This is a genomic window from Proteus sp. TSJ240517 (genome assembly GCF_047921575.1).
Classification (GTDB): Bacteria; Pseudomonadota; Gammaproteobacteria; order Enterobacterales; family Enterobacteriaceae; genus Proteus.
The window spans coordinates 238605-258068 of record NZ_JBLRMH010000008.1 but is presented as its reverse complement, the minus strand read 5'-3'; the positions used below and the strand labels follow the sequence as shown (position 1 = coordinate 258068).

The following is a 19464-nucleotide window of genomic DNA, read 5'->3' as shown; positions in this document are numbered from 1 at the left end:
ATCTGTTCGTGTTGATGATAAAGGAAGATATAACCTAAATGATTTACATGCCTCAGCCGTGGCAAATGGCGAAGCCAGAGAGAATCAAAAGCCAAGCCAATTTTTGAGAAGCAAGCAGGTTAAGGCATTTGTAGAAAAATTAAGCGCAATGCAAAAATGCACTGCGGTCAAAGTCATTAACGGTGGGCTTAATCATGGTGTTTGGGCATTAGAATTAGTTGTTATTAGATACGCTGCTTGGTTAAAGCCAGAGTTTGAAATCCTTGTCTACAACACCTTTAAGGATGCTACGAGAAAAGGGTTAGATATCATGGCTAAGTTGAATAAGTTAGATCATGTAATCAATACCGAAACTAAAAATGTCAGTAGCTGCGCTAGAGCGATGGCTAATTGGGGCGTTGGTGGTAGAAAACAGTTACTACTATCTGCAAGGGAGCGAGTTGTAAAAGAAGCTCAAATCTATCTTCCTGGTATTGAATAATGACCAAACAAGAAAAAGACTGGTTAGATACTCTCCATCGTCAATTGCAGTAATCACTTGAATACTTACATTGTGGCAGGGTTGATGATGGCAGGATAGTTGCTGAAATCGTAGAGCGAGAGTTAGGCAAGTTAGTCAACAAGCAGAAAACCAAATAGACCCTAGTGGCCTTTTTTATTGGGTGGGATATGAAAAATAATGATAACTTAAAAAACGATACCGATATCGCTATTGGATTGATCCCAGTATCTGATAATGGTCGTATTACCGCTTTCACATCAGATGGAAAGCCTATCCGAGGATTGGTCTGTTGTAATGTCGATAGTGATCATAGCGATGTGGTAAGAATGACATTAACAGTGGAAGTTACCAATCGAGATGGGAAGCTTGCAATATGTAACTTCAAAAAAGATGAAATTGAAGAAATAAGAGCAAATTTCTTAATGAAATAAACACCTGTATTCACTTTTCGCTTATTAGATAAGGTGGCGATTATGAGCAAAACAAGAACATTTTATTGCAAAGTTACATTACGCCGTTACATGAAGCCGATGTTAATCATCGCTACGTTAACTAATTGGCGATGGCTTACGGATTTGTGCTTTAAGGTTGAGGCTGCACCTCAAGGGAAAGAAGTGGAGTTGAGTAGTGAATAAATATCACGTAATAGCAACTAAGAAAGACGGTACCACATACGAAGGCATGATGACTACTAAAGAGCCTCGTGTGACTAACGGGTTAATTGGTATCGCATCACTTGATGGCTCATGGGTATACATATCACCTGATGAGATTAGTGATATTAAATATGTGCCAGTGGTTGAACAGTAAATGATTATTCATTTTAGAAAATTCTACAAATGTCATTCTTTGAGTGGCATTGATAGAATTTTATATAGGTTTATATCCTCGACGGTGTCATTGATTGCCGGAGATATATAAACGAAACCAGTTAATTATTCTAAAAGAGGCTGATTAATGGCGACTGAAAAGAAAATGGGTCGCCCTTCTGATTACTTACCAGAGGTGGCGGACGATGTATGCGCTCTAATTGCCGATGGTGAAAGTTTGCGTACTGTATGCAAGCGACCAGGAATGCCAAACACAACTAAAGTTATGCGTTGGTTACGAGAGCACCCTGACTTTCGTGAACAGTACGCGAAAGCGATGGAATCAAGAGCTGATGCCGTTTTTGAAGAGTTGTTTGATATTGCTGATGATGTAAAAGAAGAACCAGCGGCAGTTGCTAAGGCAAGGTTAAGGATAGATACCAGAAAGTGGGCCTTAGCAAGAATGAGTCCTAAAAAGTATGGAGACAAGGTAACTCAGGATATTGATTTGAAATCATCTGACGGATCAATGTCACCGACAAAAATAGTTCTGGTTGCCGGAGGTAGCAATGACGGTAGCAAGGATTGAAATACCGCCTAAATTAATTCCAGCTTTTGAAGGTAATTATCGCTATCGATGCTCACACGGTGGGCGAGGATCTGCAAAGACAAGAACATTTGCATTAATGACGGCAATTCGTGGCTACATGGCTGCGATGAATGGTCAATCTGGCGTAATACTTTGTGCTCGTGAGTACATGAACTCGCTAGAAGAATCATCAATGGAAGAGGTAAAACAGGCGATTAGGTCTGTGCCTTGGTTGAATGACTTCTATGAACTTGGCGAGAAGTATATCCGCACAAAGTGTCGCTCTGTCAATTATGTGTTTGCAGGGTTACGACACAACTTAGATAGCATTAAATCTAAGGCGAGAATATTAATTGCTTGGGTTGATGAAGCTGAATCAGTATCAGAAATAGCATGGACTAAATTAACACCCACTGTTCGTGAGGCTGGATCTGAAATATGGGTGACATGGAACCCAGAAAGAGACGGTAGCGCGACAGATAAACGCTTTAGAAAGAATCCACCTGATAATGCCATCGTTGTCGAGATGAATTACGATGATAATCCGTGGTTTCCATCAGTGCTTGAAGAAGAGCGATTAAGCGATCAGGAAAGATTGGACTCTGCTACTTACGCATGGATTTGGGAAGGCGCTTATCTTGAAAACTCCGATAAGCAGGTATTAGCGAATAAATACGTTGTTAAATCGTTCCCTGATGATTTATGGCAAAAAGCAGACAGGCTACTATTCGGTGCTGACTTCGGTTTTGCTAAAGACCCCAATACACTACTACGGCAGTTTATTCTAAATGACTGCTTGTATATCGAATATGAGGCTTATGCGGTAGGTGTCGAGCTTGACCACATGCCAGCGTTTTACGACAAGATACCTGAATCTCGTAAGTGGCCAATTAAAGCAGACTCTGCACGACCAGAAACAATCAGCTATTTAAAACGCCAAGGGTTCAATATCTCTGCCGCTAAAAAATGGCAGGGTAGCGTAGAAGATGGCATTACACATCTACGCGGATTCAAGCAAATAATCATTCATCCTCGCTGTAAAGAAACAGCAAAAGAAGCCCGTCTTTACTCGTACAAAACAGACCGGATCACAGGTGAGGTTCTTCCCGTTATTGAGGATAAGAATAACCACTGCTGGGATGCGGTTAGATATGGGCTTGATGGGTATATCACACAAAAATCAAACGCAGGCCTATTGGTTCCAAAACGATTACTGAGGCGATAATGCAAGAAAACATAAAACTAGCCGTTAATCACATGGTGAGTGATGCGATAGCTCGTGCCCGTATGGCTTTGGTTAATCCAACTATGGGGCTTGATGCGAAGCGATCATCTGCTTGGTGTGAATACGGATTCAAACAAGATTTAACCTTTGAGGATTTATATAAACTATTTCGCCGTGGTGGTATTGCCTTTGGTGGGGTAACAAAACTCGTAGGTAATTGCTGGAAAACATCACCTCAAGTGATTGAAGGTGATAAAGCAGATAAATACAAGAAAGAAACCACTTGGGAAGCTTCATTTAAAAAGTACGTGAATAAACGTATTTGGAAAGCGTTCAAAGAAGCAGATCAGAAGCGTCTTGTCGGTCGTTATGCAGGTTTAATTCTTCATATCAATGATAGTGGAAAGTGGCATGAGCCTGTCACGAAATCAAAGTTACTAAAGAAAGCCACTCCAGCTTGGGCGAATGCAATTAAGCCTACTGATTGGGTGACTGATATTAATTCTCCTAACTACGGTCAGCCTAGTATGTGGCAGTACACGGAGACGTTGCCAAATGGCGGAACAAGAAATATCAATATCCATCCGGATAGGGTTTTTATTCTCGGTGATTATTCAGTTGACGCCATCGGCTTTCTTGAACCTGCCTATAACGCCTTTGTAAGTCTTGAAAAGGTTGAGGGTGGTTCTGGTGAATCATTCCTTAAAAACGCAGCAAGACAGCTCTCAGTCAACTTTGATAAAGAAGCCAAGCTTGATGAGTTAGCAAGAGCTTACGACGTTGAGATGTCAGAGCTACAAGAGATATATAACGATGTGGCCAGAGAGATTAACATTGGTAATGACGCTGTAATGATAACTCAGGGGGCTAGTGTCAACCCTTTAGTTACTGCCGTATCTGATCCAACACCAACCTATATGGTTAACTTGCAAACCGCATCAGCCGCAATGGATATTCCATCAAAAATACTTGTTGGCATGCAAACGGGTGAAAGAGCTAGCACGGAAGACCAGAAGTATTTTAATGCACGATGCCAATCACGCAGAGAAAGCGAACTCTCATTTGAGATAGAGGACTTCATCGATCACCTAATTAACATCAAGGTGCTAGAGCCTATCGGTGAGAAAACGGTTGTTTGGGATGATTTAAATGAGCAATCATCAATAGATAAGCTGGATAGCGCTGAGAAGATGAGCCGAATTAATCAAACCGCTCTCGCTACTAGTGAGCCAGTATTTAGTGTCGAAGAAATTAGGACGGCGGCTGGCTATGAAAATGATAGTGAAGAGCCATTAGGTGAAGTTGATGAAGATACAGAAGATAAGGACGGCGATAAGACCAGGAACGAAAGCTGACCCAACATCAGTCGATAAACTAGAACGTGGCGCAATGAGAGAGTTTGCGAAACGTATTCGGAGAATATCAAAAGGCTATATTCAACTTCTTAACAGGATCCCCTCTGAGCCAGTCGTCAATAGAAAATACCAATTCGATTTAGACCCTAACTATCTATCAATATTGTTGAGAGATGGTGAGTTAATGGTTGATGAGGTGCTTTTGAATGGTGGCGAATTCGGTAACTTTCTCTTCCTTGAGTACGTCAGCACAGCATACGAAAGAGGAACAGCACAGCAGTACGCAAACCTATCACAGCAATCGACCGTTTACGCAGCTACTCAGCAAAGCATTGCAACGATACTGATGAGTGAACCATATCAACTAAGAATGGCTCTAGTTCGCGCTCGTGTGTTCGAAGAGATGAAAGGGATGTCTGGTCAGGTTAAGGCTGACATGGCTCGCATCCTTACAGATGGTATCGCGAGGGGTTTAAATCCTCGTGAAGTAGCGAGAAACCTAACCAATCAAGCAGGCATTGAAACGCGTCGAGCTAATCGTATAGCAAGAACAGAGATAACAAGTGCGTTGCGTAGGGCACGATTAGATGAAGCTGACGAAGCCAAGGAAATGCTTAACCTTGAAACTCGTGAAATTCATATCTCAGCACTAAGCCCAACAACAAGACATCACCATGCAATTAGGCATGGGAACATATACACCACTGATGAGCAACGTGATTGGTGGGCTCGTGATGCTAATTCAATTAACTGCAAGTGCTCAACTGTAACCGTTCTTGTTGATAAAGACGGCAGGCCTTACAACAAGACTCTCATCAATAAACTGTTAGAGGAAAAAGAAGCCATGAAAGAACGTGGTTATCAATGGGCGGAGGAATAACTGATGCCAATTCAAGTAAATGTCACGACAAAAGTTAATAGCGCCTCTATTCGGCGTGAAACATACAACGGTCGTGAACACATTATTATCCCAAGTTATACGCTTCCAGCAAACGTCATTATGAATGGTGGATTATATCCAGGCAGTGAGATTGACGCTCATTACCGAGAGTTAGAAGGCACTCCTGCGCCATTAGGTCACCCTACGCTTGATGGCCAGTTTGTATCAGCGCTTTCTTTCGAGGGTCTTAATGTTGGGTATATCGGCGCAGCAAACAGAAATGTTTCCAAGGTCGGTAATCGCATCTATTTAGAAAAGTGGATAGATGTAGATAAGGCTAAAGAGTCAGAAGGCGGTAAAGAAGTTCTTCAGCGCGTCGAAGCGATTGAAAGTGGTGAAAGTTCAGAGCCAATTCATACGAGCGTTGCTGTTTTTCTTGAGCAGATCGAAGCAAACGAAGAACAGAAAGCGCAGGGTTATAACTGGATTGCAAAGATACACAGCATGGATCATGACGCAATTCTGCTTTATGAGTCAGGCGCAGCAACACCAGCTCAAGGTGTCGGAATGATGGTTAATGCTGACCAAGCCACAGAGGTTAAAACTAACAGTGGCGCTCTAGTTGGTGAAACTTATCGTGAAAAATCACATCGCCTTGAAATGGCCGCAAAGAAACAGTTCGTTGCTGGTGATGGTTACGTGTGGGTATCGGACTTTACAGACACTCATGCAGTAATCGTTATCGATGGAGGCAATGCAAAACTACATTCCTACACAAATGAAAATGGCAACATCACCTTTGATGCGCAAGGCGAAGAAGTTGAGCGTCAAGAGTCGTGGGTGAAGGTTGTAACAAACAAACTTAAATCAGCTTTCAGTAAACCGCAGGCAAGCCCTGCAATCAATAACAGCACGGAGGGCGACATGCCTTTAACTCAAGAAGAAAAAACAGAGCTTTATTCAGAAATCGGCAATCAAATTGCTGCGAATGTAACAAAAGCATTGGAAGGTATCACGTCAAAAATTGATACGTTACAAGCCAATCAAGATCAGTTAAAAGAAACTTTAACCGCAAATCAACGCGCAGAAGAAGCAGAAATGCGCAAAGTAATTGCCGAAAAATACGGTGAAGTGGTGGCTAACTCACTGCAAGGTCAAGCACTGATCGACATGCATAAACAAATTGGTGACGCAGCAAGTTTGGCCGGCAACTCAGGCGCACAGCAAGAGCAAACTGGCGCACCAGATCCAGCAGCATACTTTGGAGGTGCTAAATAATGGCTACTAGTCGCTATCGCCGTGTAAACCTTGACGGTAAATCAATCACAGAAACTCGAGCAGCAAAAGCAGTTACGTTGCCGGGCACTTTTGTTGTTATTAACGCAGACAATGAGTTTGCTCAAGCTACTGCATTATCCGGACGCATTTATGTAGCTAATCCAGCATATCACCAAGGGCTATCTATTCGTAATGGCGTTCCTGTTGGTGATTCTCTAGTTGGTGAGTATGTAGAGGAAGGTCGAGAGTTGGCTGTATTAGTTCCTGCTGGCACTTATAAAAAAGACTCACCGATCAAGCTTGGCGCGAGTGGTAAAGGCGCTCTTGCATCCGCTGATACGGAATCAGTAATTGGCTACTCTCAAGATGAAGTTACGCTAAAAGCTGATGATTTCATTCGTGTTCGCTTTCGTGTTGGCACTGTGGCTGCTGCGTAATTAAAAGGAAAAAACTATGTTTTATACTGCTGAAACTTTAGCAACAAATAGCCGACTGCAACGCCAGTGGGATAGCTTATGGGCTACACGTAATATTTATAACACGCAACATAACCTGATGATTAACCAATATCAAAGCGTTATGGATGGTGAGACTTTGGCGGCAAACCAATCCGGCGGTTTCTCTAAGGACTTTTGGAAAGAAGTTGATAACAATATTATTCAGTTGCGCGATCAAGAAACAGGCATGGAAATCGTCAATGATTTAATGGGCCTGCAAACAGTGTTGCCAATTGGCAAGACAGCGAAGCTTTATAACGTGGTTGGCGATATTGCTGATGACGTATCAATCAGCATTGATGGTCAAGCGCCATACTCTCATGATCACACTGATTATGGTTCTGACGGTGACCCAATCCCAGTATTTACCGCTGGCTTTGGTGTTAACTGGCGACATGCTGCGGGTTTAAGCACAGTTGGTATTGACCTTGTTCTTGATTCTCAAACTGCAAAAATGCGTCAATTCAATAAGAAAGTAGTTAACTACTTCTTAAATGGTGATGCATCAATTAGCGTTGAAGGTTATAAAGGCCAAGGCCTGAAAAATCACCGCAACACGGCGAAAATCGACTTAGGTGCTTCTGGTGCTAATATCGATTTAACCACTGCTGACTTACCTGCATTGTTAGCGTTCTTTGGTTTTGGTGGTGCGTTCGGTCAGACTGCATTCAACAACAAAGTGGATGCTTACGATGTTATGTGGGTGAGTTACGAAGCATGGGGTAACTTAATTAAGCCTGTGGTTGTTTCTGTTGGTGCTGGTGCAGGTAACAGCGTGGTAAATGGTCGCATTATCGATACATTGCTGCCATATGCTGGTGTGAAAGAAATTCGTCCTACTTATGCACTTAAGGGCTCTGAGTTTATCGCTTATCAACGCCGTAAAGATGTAGTGACTCCGTTAGTTGGTATGGCAACAGGTGTTGTTCCTAAGCCTCGCTTTATGCCACAGGAAAACTATAACTTCCAAATCATGAGCGCAGCAGGTCTGCAAATTACTCGTGACGGTGACGGAAAGTCTGGTGTGGTTTACGGTGCTAAACTGAGCTAAGGATCTGTAATGACAAAGTACGAGGTTATCATCCCTTGGCATGGTGTCGAAAAAGGTCAGGTGGTTGAGTTAGAAAATCTTCATCCAGCCTTTAAGGCTAATGTTAGAGCATTATCTAATGATGCCGCTGAATTGGTTCCAGCCACACCAAAAGCCAAGTCTAAAAAAGACAAAGACGAATAGCCGCGAAAGCGGTTTTTTTATGCCCTCGAAAGGGGGCTTTGCTTTGTGAGGTAATCATGATCACAAAAGAGCAAGCCAAAGAGTACCTGACAGGGCAGGGAATAGAATTGCCTGATTTTATTCTCGACGCACTTATTGAGCAGGTAGGCAGTATTCAGGAATGTCTTGATAAACTCTATCCATCAGCAACAGCACTATTAATCCAGATGTATCTGCTTTCACTTATGGCGCTTGGTCAAGGTGATAAGTATATAAGCTCACAAACAGCACCTAACGGCGCATCACGCTCATTTCGATATCAATCGTTTGGTGATAGATGGAAGGCGGCTGCGTCACTACTGCGTGGTTTGGATAAGTACGGTTGTGCTAATGATTTAATACCAACCGATCCAACTCAAACTGCTCATGCTGGTTTGTGGATAGCGAAAGGTGGCTGCATGTGTAAGGGGGCGTAATGAGTTCAGTTGCAAATTGGGCTTACACCTCGTGGGCTACTTTATGGAAAGCAAAGAAAGACAAAAATGGTAAGCCAGTATTCTCTGAGCCGGTTCATTTTCTTTGTGGTTATGGTAGTGAGCTTAAATCTGGAAAGTTGGACATTGGCTCTGAAATCACCATCAAACTGGTGTTCTGGACTGAATATGCGGATGCTAAAAAAGGTGACTTTATCGCTATCGGTAAGCACACTGGTGAACCGTTATCTGCTGGTGCTGACGAAATCAAATTCATCAAACGTGATGAAGACTTATTCGAGCATATCGCAGATGATTACACTCTGATAACGGCGGTGTGATATGGGGGCAAAAGTAAGGGGTATTTCTCAGGCTAACGCAAACCTTAGAGCGCTTGTAGGTAACATTCAGGGCAGAAAGGTTGTTAGGGCAATTAAATCAGCATTAGATACTGGTAGCGCGCTAACAGCCCTGTATACACCGATTGGTAAAACATCAACGCTGATAAACTCACAATTTAGAGAGGTTAAGGTTAACGGTACATTAGTTACTGGTAGGGTTGGTTACTCCGCTAACTATGCAGTTTACGTTCATGATCCTAGAGTTAAACAAAAATTCAGGCGATCAACGGCAAAAAAAGAGTTTCTCAAATTGTCATTTGAGGAGGCAAGAGCTGAGATAGATATAGCAGTAAGACGGGAGCTTCAAATATGATACATGAGAAGTTTGAGCGCTACTTAAACAGAGGTAATTTACTTGACGGTTTCATTGTTCAATATCTAACGTGGAATGAGCAACCAGACCAAAAAACTCAACAATATGCTGTTATTCAACCTGATGATGGTAGTGGTCGATTTGCTGATTTGGGCGCTGATGATTTCGTGACGCTTTTTCTTGTGTCTGCACAGCATGATCCTGAACCTGCACTGATAAGAGCTAATGAAATTCTAAACTTTGTTGCTGAATTTCCCGATGACTGTGAACTCAATTCAATCTACAACTTAGGTGGACTACCAAGGCCCATACCGACAGAAGAAGGTCGGTTTATCCTTAAGCTTTCTTTCCGCTGTACATCTTAAATTAAACACATCTCAACAGGTCGCTTATGCGGCCTTTTTTATTTGCAAATAAAGAGGTTATAACATGGCACAATGCCCTGATGATAAAGGCCTAGTGATGGGTAACGCAGGTATTCTGCGCATTGCAAAAGGCTGTCCTGACCAAGTACCAGCACAAGATCAATTCTTGCGATTAGGTGCACTAACAAGCAAGTCATTTGATTTCGGTATGGAGACAGTGACATCTAATGCTGATGACACTAAAGGCTTAACTGAGTCAATTGTTACTGGCGCTGACTTTACGATTAGTTTTGATGGTGAATTAAAGAAAGCTGGTGTAACCGGCTCTACTTCCGCGTTTGATATTGCCAAAGAAATCCTTGATGAAATCAAAGCAAGTCGTCAACCAACATATTGGGTTCAACTTGATATGAAAGGCGATGGCTCTGATGTTGTTCAGGGCTATATGGCTTTCACGTCTTGGTCAATGGAGTTTCCAACAAAAGAAATTTCCACTTATTCAGGTGAATTGAAAGTCTATGACTCAGACACCGTTGAGTGGTTGCAAGAAGAAGTTGTTGTTGAAAGTGTCGCAGTAGATCCAGCCACTCTGTCTGTAAAAGTGGGTGAAACTAAGACATTTACTGTCAAATTTACCCCAACAGATGCGACTAACAAAAACTACACTGCCGTAAGCGATAAGCCGAATTTTGCAACAGTTACCCAGCTTGTGAACGTGGTAACTGTGCGTGGTGTTGCTGAAGGTACTGCAAATATCACTGTCACATCTGAAGATGGCAGTAAAACAGCAAAATGCGTGGTTACTGTTACCACTGCTTAATATTACAAAGGGTGCTTTCGAGTGCCCTTGATAATATTCAGGAGGGATTATGACGCCTATTTTAGAAATCGGTGAGATGGTTATCTCTACTGATAAAAAGGATTACTTATTTAGACCATCGTTCATCAATATGACAAGAATTGGTGAGCCTAAACAGATTGTGAGTGCATACGGTCAATTAAATGGCACAGAGGTACAAGATTTAATTACTCGTGCCGCAATGAATTACAGGGTTATTCCTGAGTGGTTAATAAAAGCCGTTAGTAAGCCGACATACGGACGCAATATCCTGCAAACTGCAATGATAGTGATGCAAGCGTGCTGTGATGATGACTGTTCTGAAATTATTGGCGAATGGAAATCAGGTAAGCGAGGTGTCGTCTATAAAAACGGAAAGATGCCAATTGCTGATATTATCGTCATTGCCAGAGAATTATTCGCTCATGGAATTATCGGTAAAGCTAAGATCCGCAAACTTCAACGCAATGAAGGTAAAAACGAATTCTCAGATGAGTTTATGGCAATTGACTATATTAGTTCAGCTCGCGCTCACTTTGGCATGAATCGAGAAGAAGCCGAACAGTTAACTATGACTGAATTTCAGATGATGCTCAAAGCTAAATACCCTGATGAGAAAGGCTTCACCAAGGAAGAGTATGACAACATCATAAAGCAAGATGATAAGCGTAATGATGAGTTGATCAGTGGTAAGCGCAGATTAGTGAGTAGGAAACGTAAATGAGTTAGTTTGCTTTCTTTTGCATCACCATCTATATAACATAATAACAAATTAACTAACGAGGATGGTGTTGTGAATTTAAAACATATTGGTGGGATATTATTGGCAATTGGTATCGTGTCTATATTTTTAGGGATAATGTCTTTTGTTAACACATCTAGTTATAAGATAGCCGAACAGATGCCAAATATAACACTACTTGTGTTTGGTGGATGCTTCTCATCATTAATAGGATCTGTTTTCTTTGGTTGTGGATCAATTGTTGATGCGATTGAAGGTAAATCGGTCTCATCAACAGAAAAAAGAAACACCTTAGATACAGACTCTACTCAAGAAACAAATCACGAGAAAATAAAAGAAATCTTAAAAAGAAGGTAGTTTAAAAATAAACTAACCATAGAGGATGGCATTGTGAGAAAGATATTAGTTACACCACTCTGGGTATTGACTACCTTATCTATTTTATTTAGCGCTGGTTCTATTGCTAAAGAAAATATAAAGATACCAGATGTTGCAAAGGCAGCTTGCATTAACCACAAAGATAAAGAGTCGTGCGAGGGTTTCGTTATCGCATCAATGGGCCATGCATTTGAGCAAGGTAGAATTAGCATGGTTTGTGATTTGATGCGCGAGTCTGGGGAAAAAATACCAGAAGAACAAAAAGATAGATGTAGTGAAGCTAACGATATGTTACGAGAAGTGCGAAGCGTTAAGTATTAACTTTATACAGTAACTAATCAAAATAACCCTGCCAATCGGCGGGGTTTTTCATATTAAGGATCCGATAAATGGCAAATGTAGGCGAAATTGTTTACCAGGTTCAAATGGATGTTCGGCAATTACTTACATCGCAACAGCAGTTAGAGCAACGCCTTAATCGTATGGATAGTAGTTTTAACCGAACGTCTCAGTCGGTAAATAACACAGAACGTTCAATGCAGTCTCTATCCAAAGTTGCAGCAGCTCTTACTGGTTATTTATCGGTTTCAATGGTTGCGAGTTACGCCGAAGCATGGGCTGTGTTAAATAATAAACTGTCCAACTCTGTTCGTGCGAGCGAGTCACTTATTGATGTTACTCAACGAGTATTTGATATCACTCAAGCAACACGCTCCAGTCTTGATGCCACAGCAACACTCTACGCTCGACTAGAAAGAGGAACGAGAGAATACAACACCTCAGCAGCAGATTTAGCAAAATTAACAACAATTATTAATCAGGGGTTTATTGTCTCTGGTGCCACAGCGACAGAGGCTGAAAACGCCATTATTCAGTTATCGCAAGGTATCGCATCTGGAGTTCTGCGCGGCGAGGAATTCAACTCAGTAGCAGAGCAAGGTAGCCGCTTGATGGTTGCGCTTGCTGACTCGATGGGTGTCGGTATTGGTCAACTTCGTAAGATGGCAGCAGAAGGCAAACTAACCACTGATGTTGTTGTGAAGGGGTTGCTTTCTCAAGGTGATGTAATCGGCAAGGAATTCGCTAAAACTACCAGAACAATGTCGCAGGCATTTCAAGAGGCAGGGAACAATCTAACTAAATTCCTTGGCGAGAATACGACAATAAAGGCATCTATTAACGTATTTAGTGATGCTGTAATTACCGTTAGCCAAAACTTATCAGAAATGGGTACTATTTTAACAGCGGTTGCTGCGGTAATAGGCTCAAGATATGTTGGCGCTTTAGCCATGGCTAGTGTGGCGCAAATAAAAAAAGCCAGAGATACAATAACGGCTGTCATGGCAACTAGACAGGCAACTATAGCCGAAAGAGATGCGGCGGCAGTTCTTGCAAGAAAAGCCTTAGCGGATAAAGAGGCGGCAGCTTTAGCACTAAAGAGAGCAAGAGATCAACATCAGTTAACTATTGGAACCAATGCTGAGGCGACAGCATTAGCTAACGTTACTAGATTAAGAACTGCCTATACAAATGCGGCTATCGCATCAACACAAGCAAATCAGGCATTAAGCGCATCACAAGCTAGAGTCGCAGCAACAGCCTTGACAATGTCAAATGCAATGAAGGCGCTTAACGCAGCGTCCGCTCCTCTTGGTGGGCCTATGGGTGCTTTGATGCTTATTGGCGCTGCTGTTTACTATGTAATAGATGCAATGAAAAGCGCCAAGCAAGCGGCTAGAGATTACAGTAACGAATTACCAGACTTAATTGAAAGGCTGAAGGAGCTAAACAAGGTACAACTTGATGCGGCTAGGGTTAAGACTTCTCAAAACATAGCGCAGAAAAAAGAAGATATCTCTGATTTAAAAGAAGAAGTGGAATCATTAACCAAGCAGTTAAGCATACAGAAAAAACTTAATGAGTCTGGAGTTTGGAGACCTGATTCTGCAAGAGAAAAAGAAAAAGAGCTAACTAACGATCTGGCAATTGCTAAGGCAAATCTTGATAGTAAAACTACTGAGCTTTCTTATTCTGAGAATGCGTTACTGCAAATAGATCGCCAAATTAACAAAGTAGTTGCTGATCAAATGGAGGAAGCGAGAAAGCTTCACGACGAACTTGGCAATGGCGTCCAGAAAGTACAAATGCTATCTGATGCACAAGACTTCTTCGCTAAAAAATTAGGCATATCCACTCAAGCTATCAAGGATTTTAACGCTGAAAAGATTTCTGTTCAGTGGTCAGATAAGGGGCTTGATTTAAGAAAATCAATAGAGCGTGAAACCAAACTAGCAAACGCAAAAAGCGAGGTTGATAAAAGGTTACTTCAAGTTAAGTTTTATGCTGAGGATAATGACCTATCAGAACAAGAGGTTCTTTCGTTAAATCAATTGGCAATAGCTGCGCAAGAAGCAAGAGATGCTGAATCAGAGCGCAACAGCAAAACAAAGGGATCAACCAAAGCCACAGATGCAGCATATGAAGCACTAAAACGCCAAAGAGAAGAGATTGAGCTTTTAAACAAGGGTTACAAAGACGGTTCTCTTGAAATGGCTAAGTATGATGCTGTTAAGGCGTTGGGTGATACGGCATCTCCTAAGCAGATTGAAAAAGCGGAGCAGCTAGCAGAAGAAAAATACAACATTGAGCGTAATCTAGCAGATAAGAAAGCCGCGCTTGAGCTTGATTTAGTTGCCAAGGCTAAAGAGTCTCACGATAAACAGTTGGCAGACTTAGAGAGGATAACAAAAGATGATGTATCTCTCACTGAACAAGCGGCAAGGCGCAAGGCTGAAATTGAAGCGGAATATCAGCAAAAGATAGCCGAAATAAAGGCTAATAACGCTGTATCTCCCCAAGATGATATCAAAGGGAAAGTAGATCCTATTCAAGCATTGGCTAACGAGCACGCTCAGAAACTTGCGCTTATAAAGGAGTATGAAAACCAAAAGGTTTTAACTGAGAAGCAAAGTTTGGAGTTAATGAATGCCGCCAACACTCAATATGAGCAAGCTAGAACTGATGCTATGTATGAGCTTTGGAGAAATCAATCATTAGGAAACGAAGCTGCCGCAGCTGCACTAGATGCATTCTCTGGTAGCGCATCAAATGCACTTACGGGAATAATAACCGGCTCAATGGAGGCTTCTGACGCATTAAGATCAATTGGTAATACAGTTTTGAATAGCCTAATTAACACCTTTGTTCAGGCTGGAATTGAACAAGCTAAAGCCGCTTGGTTTGGTGCAGCAGCACAGCAAGGCGCCATTGCAGCAACAACGGCGGTGCAAACGGCGGCTATCGGAACGCAAACGGCAGTGAGCACGGCAGCGGCTGCCACAACAACGGCCGCTTGGACACCTGCGGCAATTATGGCATCAATCGCGTCAATGGGGACAGCAGCGAAAATAGGTTTAGCCGCAATCGCTGTGCTTGGTGTTGGTGCAATTGCAGGCGCTCGTAAAAATGGTGGACCTGTTGACGCTGGTTCAATGTATCGAGTTGGTGAGGGCGGTAAACCTGAGATATTTAAGGCTAACAACGGCCGACAATACATGATACCTGGTGACAATGGAAAGGTTATTTCCAATAAAGATATGCAGGGTGGCGGTATGAATGTGAATGTTGTCTTTAATGACTATTCATCTGGTGGCCACAAGTTTGATGCTCAGGCCTCGCAAGATGGAAATACACTAACCATTCAGGCATTCATTATGGATATGGATAATAAAGGCCCTATGCTTCAATCCATCACAAGAAACACATCGGCAACAGCGAGAGCAAGAGGTTGATATATGGTTATTAATTACCCTGATTGGCTTCCTCTAGCTCAGAAAGCCGATAAAAGCATGACGCTAGATACTGGTTTCTTGACAGATCAGCCACAGGTAGGCGCACCTATATTCCAGAAGCTAACTGATGACTTAAAAGCTGTATGGAGTGTGAATTGGATATTTACACTTCAACAGGAGCGTGCGTTTGCGCAATGGTTGCGAAGCCCCAACTATCTTGATAATTGCAACCGCTGGTTCAGGATGAAAATTAATCTTGGTGGTAGTGGGTTGCAGGAGCAGGAATTGCATTTTGTTTCCTATCCAGTGCAAACCAGTATTAATGGATCTTCTGTAACATGGACTGGTCAGGTTATTAGCAAGAAACTTTATAATTCAGATGATGAATTCGACGATATTATTGTTGAGTTTCCGCCATCACTTGGAAGCTGGCTTGATATTATCGTTACTGAGACTCTACCAAAGTATAAGGATATGTAATGCCTACACTAAGAGAGTATCGTGCGCAAAGGCCAAACAGAATACTTTATGAGACACTGCAATTTAGTCATCCGTCATTTGGCGATATCTATCTTGTTTCTTATCAAGTATTCCCAAAGGTTCTAGGTGGGGTTGAATATCAACCGTGTAATTTTGAACTATCAGACAGCCAGCAAAGCCGAACGCCAATCATTGATGCTAGTGTTAAATTCAGCCGTGTCGCACAAGACTTTAAACAGAAACTTAAACTATGGAAATCATTCAATAGAATGACACCCATAGAGGCTACTTATCGCTTATTTGATGAAAAAGACAAAGGCACAGCAATTACTCGATGGAAGTTATTTGTGAAAGATGTGTCGATGGATCATGAAAGTGTCACTGTCACGCTATCTATGAGCAACCCACTGAATAAAAACATTGGACGCATTTATGAGCCACAAGAATGGCCTGGCTTGGAGGCTGTATGACAACTAAGGATTTTATCGATAAAGTTATCGGTAAACCATGGAAAAACAGGTCTTGTACATTTGATGCTATGGATTGCTGGGGTCTCGTCGTTCTCTATTATCGTCACGTTATAGGTATTGAGATCCACCATGATGCAGGCTATGAGTCGGAAACTGATTTTGTGACTTGCTATAAAAATGAAGTTGAGTTTTGGGAGAAAGTAAATCAACCAGAAAATGCTGGAATCTTTATAGGCTATATAGGCTCAAAACCCGCTCACATTGGTTTAATTATCGATGGTAACGCATTACATAGTCGAGGTGAAAACGGCTCTGTGAGAATGGATAGGTTGATTGTTCTTGAGAGAAAGTTCACTAAGTTGGAGTTTATGAAATATGCCAATAATTGAAATTCAGCGTGTCGCTGGAATGCCAAAAGAGAGAGTCGAGATAAAAGCCGGCTCTCTTTTTTTTGATTGGTTAAAAGAGCAAAACTTTCATCATGACGTTGATATCCATGTTAATGGCGTAAAACTCAACGATGATGGTCGCCTTGATTTTATTGTTAGTGAATTTCATCACATTCAAATATTCGACCAACCGAAGGGAATTATTGGCGACATTCTTAATCCAGTATTTAAGTTTGTTTCCAAGATATTTTCATTCTTAGCGCCTAAGGCACCATCATTTAGCGCAGCGGATGTAAATGCAAAGGAAAGCCCTAATAACCGATTAACAGGCCAAACCAATATAGCGAGAACATATCAGGCTAGACCTGAAATTCACGGACAAGTTAGAGCCTTTCCCGATCTCATTCAGCAATCAATGTTTGAATATATCGACAATAAAAAGATGGTTACTGAATGGATGAACTTCGGTATCGGTTACTACACGATTGAGAATGTGAAATATTCAGAGTCTGAATTAATCGCTCTTGATGGTGCTAGTTATCAGATATTCCAGCCGGGTGAAGTAATTCCACAGATATTCGAGGGTTTCGAATTCCCTGATGTTGACGGACAAGAAATACCGGGGCCGAATGAAAGTGACGAAATCCCACAATATGAGGCTACTGCTAACAATGTTATTTCTGGTGAGATTAAAGGTGGTGAGGCGGCCATAAAGATAGAGAAGCAAGATGAGTTTCGATACTTTATGGACATCGTAAAGCCTAGATCAGTAAGTCTTATTGTTAATGTAACTTATGATACCCCGCAGGGTTCGGTTACAAAGGATATTAAGGTTGATGCGTATCTATCTGATGCGAAAGAAAGTGATGATGGTGCTATTATCTCACCAAAATACTACTACGAATTCTTTTTCACCAATTTAACTGGTGGCGACCTAGCCACTCTACCGCCTAATGCAATTGTTAACACATCAAAGTTTGCTCTTTATGACAACCAATTCCTGACAGTAGGCCCTTTCTTTTCACCACTTGATGGTGGTGAGTTATGGGTGCATTTAAATGCTCAGCTTGGTGATGGCGATTATGCTAATGCAAGAATTGAATTTTGGAAGGTTGATGAGAATAACAATGAAGTAGCTGGAACAAGAGAGTCATTCAATAGAGGGTTCCCATCTGCACCAAAAACAAAAACATACTATCTAACGGAAAAGTTCAAGCCGTTGGCTGGATATGGAAGGTATGCACTTCAACTAACTCGATTAGAAAACAGTAATGATCACAGCATTCTTAAGCTAGAGGAAGTCTTTATTGTTAGAGAGAGAATTAACGAAGTACATGAAGAAGATACACTTGTTAAAGTAACAGTGAGGGCAACAGAAGCGCCAACAGGAGCAAGGGAGCGTAAATATAACGCATTAGCCACGCGTCATGTTATTAGTTACGACATGAGTAGCCGTAGTGTTGATTATACATTACGACCATCACGATCATTTGCTGATGCTGTCGCTCACACTTGGTTGGTCACTGCCGGACAACCAGAAAACACCATAGATTTATATGGTTTGTATTCAATCTATGAATCACTTCCAGATAAGCGTTTAGGATATTTTGATTACACGTTTGATGATGAAGATGTATCGCTGGGTCAGCGTATAGAAACAATATGCAATGTTGCTCGTGTTATTTCATTTTGGGATAACGGTGTGCTTACATTTACTCGCGAGGAGGAAAAGCAATATCCATCCGGTACTTTTAATAGAGCAAACACGACAGGAAATGGATTCTCGCTGTCTTATGATATGACAATGCCGAGCGGTAATGATGGTGTTGAAATCGAATACGTAAACCCTAAAACCAACAAAAAAACCTACCTTAAATATCGTATTGAAGATAACAAAATAGTTAACAAGCCAGCTAAAAATCCTAACAAAATAACTATCCACGGATGTCGCAATGAGTATCAAGCGACAGATAGAGCATTATTGGAAATAGATAGGCTAATACATCAACGGATGAGTATCAGTGTGCAAACTCTTGCAGATGGTGATTATGTTTATCCAGGTGACTTAATTATTGTTGCTGACACATACGATAAGAATCAACAGGCAGGTTATATAGTTGAGAGGATAGGCAACCAGTTTTCAACAAATGAAAAAGTTGTCTTTGATGGTGAGATGTTTGTTTGTATCACCGATCACCTAGGTAATACGACAGAAAGATTTAAAGCTATACCGAGAAGCGATACGGCTTACGGGTTTATCGCTGATATACCTAACATCCAGCTAAACATCTATGACGGTATGAATGTTCAGTCGCCGTCACGTTACGTTATATCCAATATCGTTGAAATGGACTCAATGAGATGGACTGTAAGCGACAAAAAGCCTAATGCAGACGGAACTTTCAGCATTACAGCAAGTGAGTATTTTTCTGCAAAGAAAGATTACAACGTTTAATTAAATTCATTTCAATCATAG

Annotated in this window: 25 protein-coding genes; all 25 read left to right on the top strand. The window is 41.6% G+C overall.

Annotated features, from left to right (window positions below; genetic code table 11):
- On the top strand, nt 1–481 hold a 481-nt coding region (locus ACNARN_RS14840; protein WP_416304626.1), incomplete at its 5' end, for a KilA-N domain-containing protein.
- Between the two features lie 188 nt (nt 482–669).
- A complete protein-coding gene (locus ACNARN_RS14835; protein WP_416304625.1) occupies nt 670–933 on the top strand; it encodes a hypothetical protein in 264 nt (87 codons plus the stop codon).
- Between the two features lie 42 nt (nt 934–975).
- Nucleotides 976–1137, top strand: coding sequence for a hypothetical protein (locus tag ACNARN_RS14830; protein ID WP_416304624.1), 162 nt, complete (start codon nt 976–978; stop codon nt 1135–1137).
- A complete protein-coding gene (locus ACNARN_RS14825; RefSeq protein ID WP_004247755.1) occupies nt 1130–1312 on the top strand; it encodes a hypothetical protein in 183 nt (60 codons plus the stop codon). Before ACNARN_RS14830 ends, ACNARN_RS14825 begins: the two co-directional genes overlap by 8 nt.
- A gap of 147 nt (nt 1313–1459) precedes the next feature.
- Complete coding sequence (locus tag ACNARN_RS14820; protein WP_416304623.1) at nt 1460–1900, top strand: ubiquitin carboxyl-hydrolase; 441 nt, start codon at nt 1460–1462, stop codon at nt 1898–1900.
- On the top strand, nt 1881–3125 hold the full coding sequence (locus ACNARN_RS14815; RefSeq protein ID WP_416304622.1) for a PBSX family phage terminase large subunit: 1245 nt from the start codon (nt 1881–1883) through the stop codon (nt 3123–3125). Before ACNARN_RS14820 ends, ACNARN_RS14815 begins: the two co-directional genes overlap by 20 nt.
- On the top strand, nt 3125–4480 hold the full coding sequence (locus ACNARN_RS14810; protein ID WP_416304621.1) for an anti-CBASS protein Acb1 family protein: 1356 nt from the start codon (nt 3125–3127) through the stop codon (nt 4478–4480). The genes ACNARN_RS14815 and ACNARN_RS14810 overlap by 1 nt, the downstream gene beginning before the upstream one ends.
- Nucleotides 4431–5360 (top strand): phage minor head protein, encoded by a 930-nt coding sequence (locus ACNARN_RS14805; protein ID WP_416304620.1) that lies wholly within the window; start codon nt 4431–4433, stop codon nt 5358–5360. The genes ACNARN_RS14810 and ACNARN_RS14805 overlap by 50 nt, the downstream gene beginning before the upstream one ends.
- 3 nt (nt 5361–5363) lie before the next feature.
- On the top strand, nt 5364–6638 hold the full coding sequence (locus tag ACNARN_RS14800; protein WP_416304619.1) for a hypothetical protein: 1275 nt from the start codon (nt 5364–5366) through the stop codon (nt 6636–6638).
- Nucleotides 6638–7075 (top strand): hypothetical protein, encoded by a 438-nt coding sequence (locus ACNARN_RS14795; protein ID WP_416304618.1) that lies wholly within the window; start codon nt 6638–6640, stop codon nt 7073–7075. Before ACNARN_RS14800 ends, ACNARN_RS14795 begins: the two co-directional genes overlap by 1 nt.
- 16 nt (nt 7076–7091) lie before the next feature.
- Nucleotides 7092–8186: a major capsid protein gene (locus ACNARN_RS14790; protein WP_185901955.1), complete on the top strand. Its 1095-nt coding sequence runs from the start codon at nt 7092–7094 to the stop codon at nt 8184–8186.
- A 9-nt stretch (nt 8187–8195) separates the two neighbouring features.
- Entirely contained in the window at nt 8196–8369 is a 174-nt protein-coding gene (locus ACNARN_RS14785) for a hypothetical protein (RefSeq protein ID WP_004247764.1), read from the top strand.
- A 56-nt stretch (nt 8370–8425) separates the two neighbouring features.
- The gene (locus ACNARN_RS14780) at nt 8426–8824 is read left to right on the top strand and encodes a hypothetical protein (RefSeq protein ID WP_416304617.1); all 399 of its coding nucleotides are present in this window, start codon (nt 8426–8428) and stop codon (nt 8822–8824) included.
- Nucleotides 8824–9162 carry a hypothetical protein gene (locus tag ACNARN_RS14775; RefSeq protein WP_416304616.1) on the top strand — a complete coding sequence of 113 codons (339 nt, stop codon included), beginning with the start codon at nt 8824–8826 and terminating at the stop codon, nt 9160–9162. The genes ACNARN_RS14780 and ACNARN_RS14775 overlap by 1 nt, the downstream gene beginning before the upstream one ends.
- A 1-nt stretch (nt 9163) precedes the next feature.
- Entirely contained in the window at nt 9164–9535 is a 372-nt protein-coding gene (locus ACNARN_RS14770) for a hypothetical protein (protein WP_094960236.1), read from the top strand.
- A complete protein-coding gene (locus tag ACNARN_RS14765; protein WP_416304615.1) occupies nt 9532–9900 on the top strand; it encodes a hypothetical protein in 369 nt (122 codons plus the stop codon). The genes ACNARN_RS14770 and ACNARN_RS14765 overlap by 4 nt, the downstream gene beginning before the upstream one ends.
- A gap of 64 nt (nt 9901–9964) precedes the next feature.
- Complete coding sequence (locus ACNARN_RS14760) at nt 9965–10720, top strand: Ig-like domain-containing protein (protein WP_416304614.1); 756 nt, start codon at nt 9965–9967, stop codon at nt 10718–10720.
- 49 nt (nt 10721–10769) lie between these two features.
- A complete protein-coding gene (locus ACNARN_RS14755) occupies nt 10770–11462 on the top strand; it encodes a DUF6246 family protein (RefSeq protein WP_416304613.1) in 693 nt (230 codons plus the stop codon).
- A gap of 69 nt (nt 11463–11531) precedes the next feature.
- A complete protein-coding gene (locus ACNARN_RS14750) occupies nt 11532–11837 on the top strand; it encodes a hypothetical protein (protein ID WP_311752413.1) in 306 nt (101 codons plus the stop codon).
- Nucleotides 11838–11870: 33 nt separating this feature from the next.
- The gene (locus ACNARN_RS14745) at nt 11871–12179 is read left to right on the top strand and encodes a hypothetical protein (RefSeq protein ID WP_416304612.1); all 309 of its coding nucleotides are present in this window, start codon (nt 11871–11873) and stop codon (nt 12177–12179) included.
- A 68-nt stretch (nt 12180–12247) separates the two neighbouring features.
- On the top strand, nt 12248–15649 hold the full coding sequence (locus ACNARN_RS14740; RefSeq protein WP_416304611.1) for a tape measure protein: 3402 nt from the start codon (nt 12248–12250) through the stop codon (nt 15647–15649).
- 3 nt (nt 15650–15652) lie between these two features.
- Complete coding sequence (locus ACNARN_RS14735; RefSeq protein ID WP_416304610.1) at nt 15653–16129, top strand: hypothetical protein; 477 nt, start codon at nt 15653–15655, stop codon at nt 16127–16129.
- A complete protein-coding gene (locus ACNARN_RS14730) occupies nt 16129–16599 on the top strand; it encodes a DUF1833 family protein (protein ID WP_004247776.1) in 471 nt (156 codons plus the stop codon). Before ACNARN_RS14735 ends, ACNARN_RS14730 begins: the two co-directional genes overlap by 1 nt.
- The gene (locus ACNARN_RS14725; protein WP_161706633.1) at nt 16596–16988 is read left to right on the top strand and encodes an NlpC/P60 family protein; all 393 of its coding nucleotides are present in this window, start codon (nt 16596–16598) and stop codon (nt 16986–16988) included. Before ACNARN_RS14730 ends, ACNARN_RS14725 begins: the two co-directional genes overlap by 4 nt.
- Nucleotides 16975–19443: a host specificity factor TipJ family phage tail protein gene (locus tag ACNARN_RS14720; protein WP_416304609.1), complete on the top strand. Its 2469-nt coding sequence runs from the start codon at nt 16975–16977 to the stop codon at nt 19441–19443. The genes ACNARN_RS14725 and ACNARN_RS14720 overlap by 14 nt, the downstream gene beginning before the upstream one ends.
- Nucleotides 19444–19464: the final 21 nt, after the last annotated feature.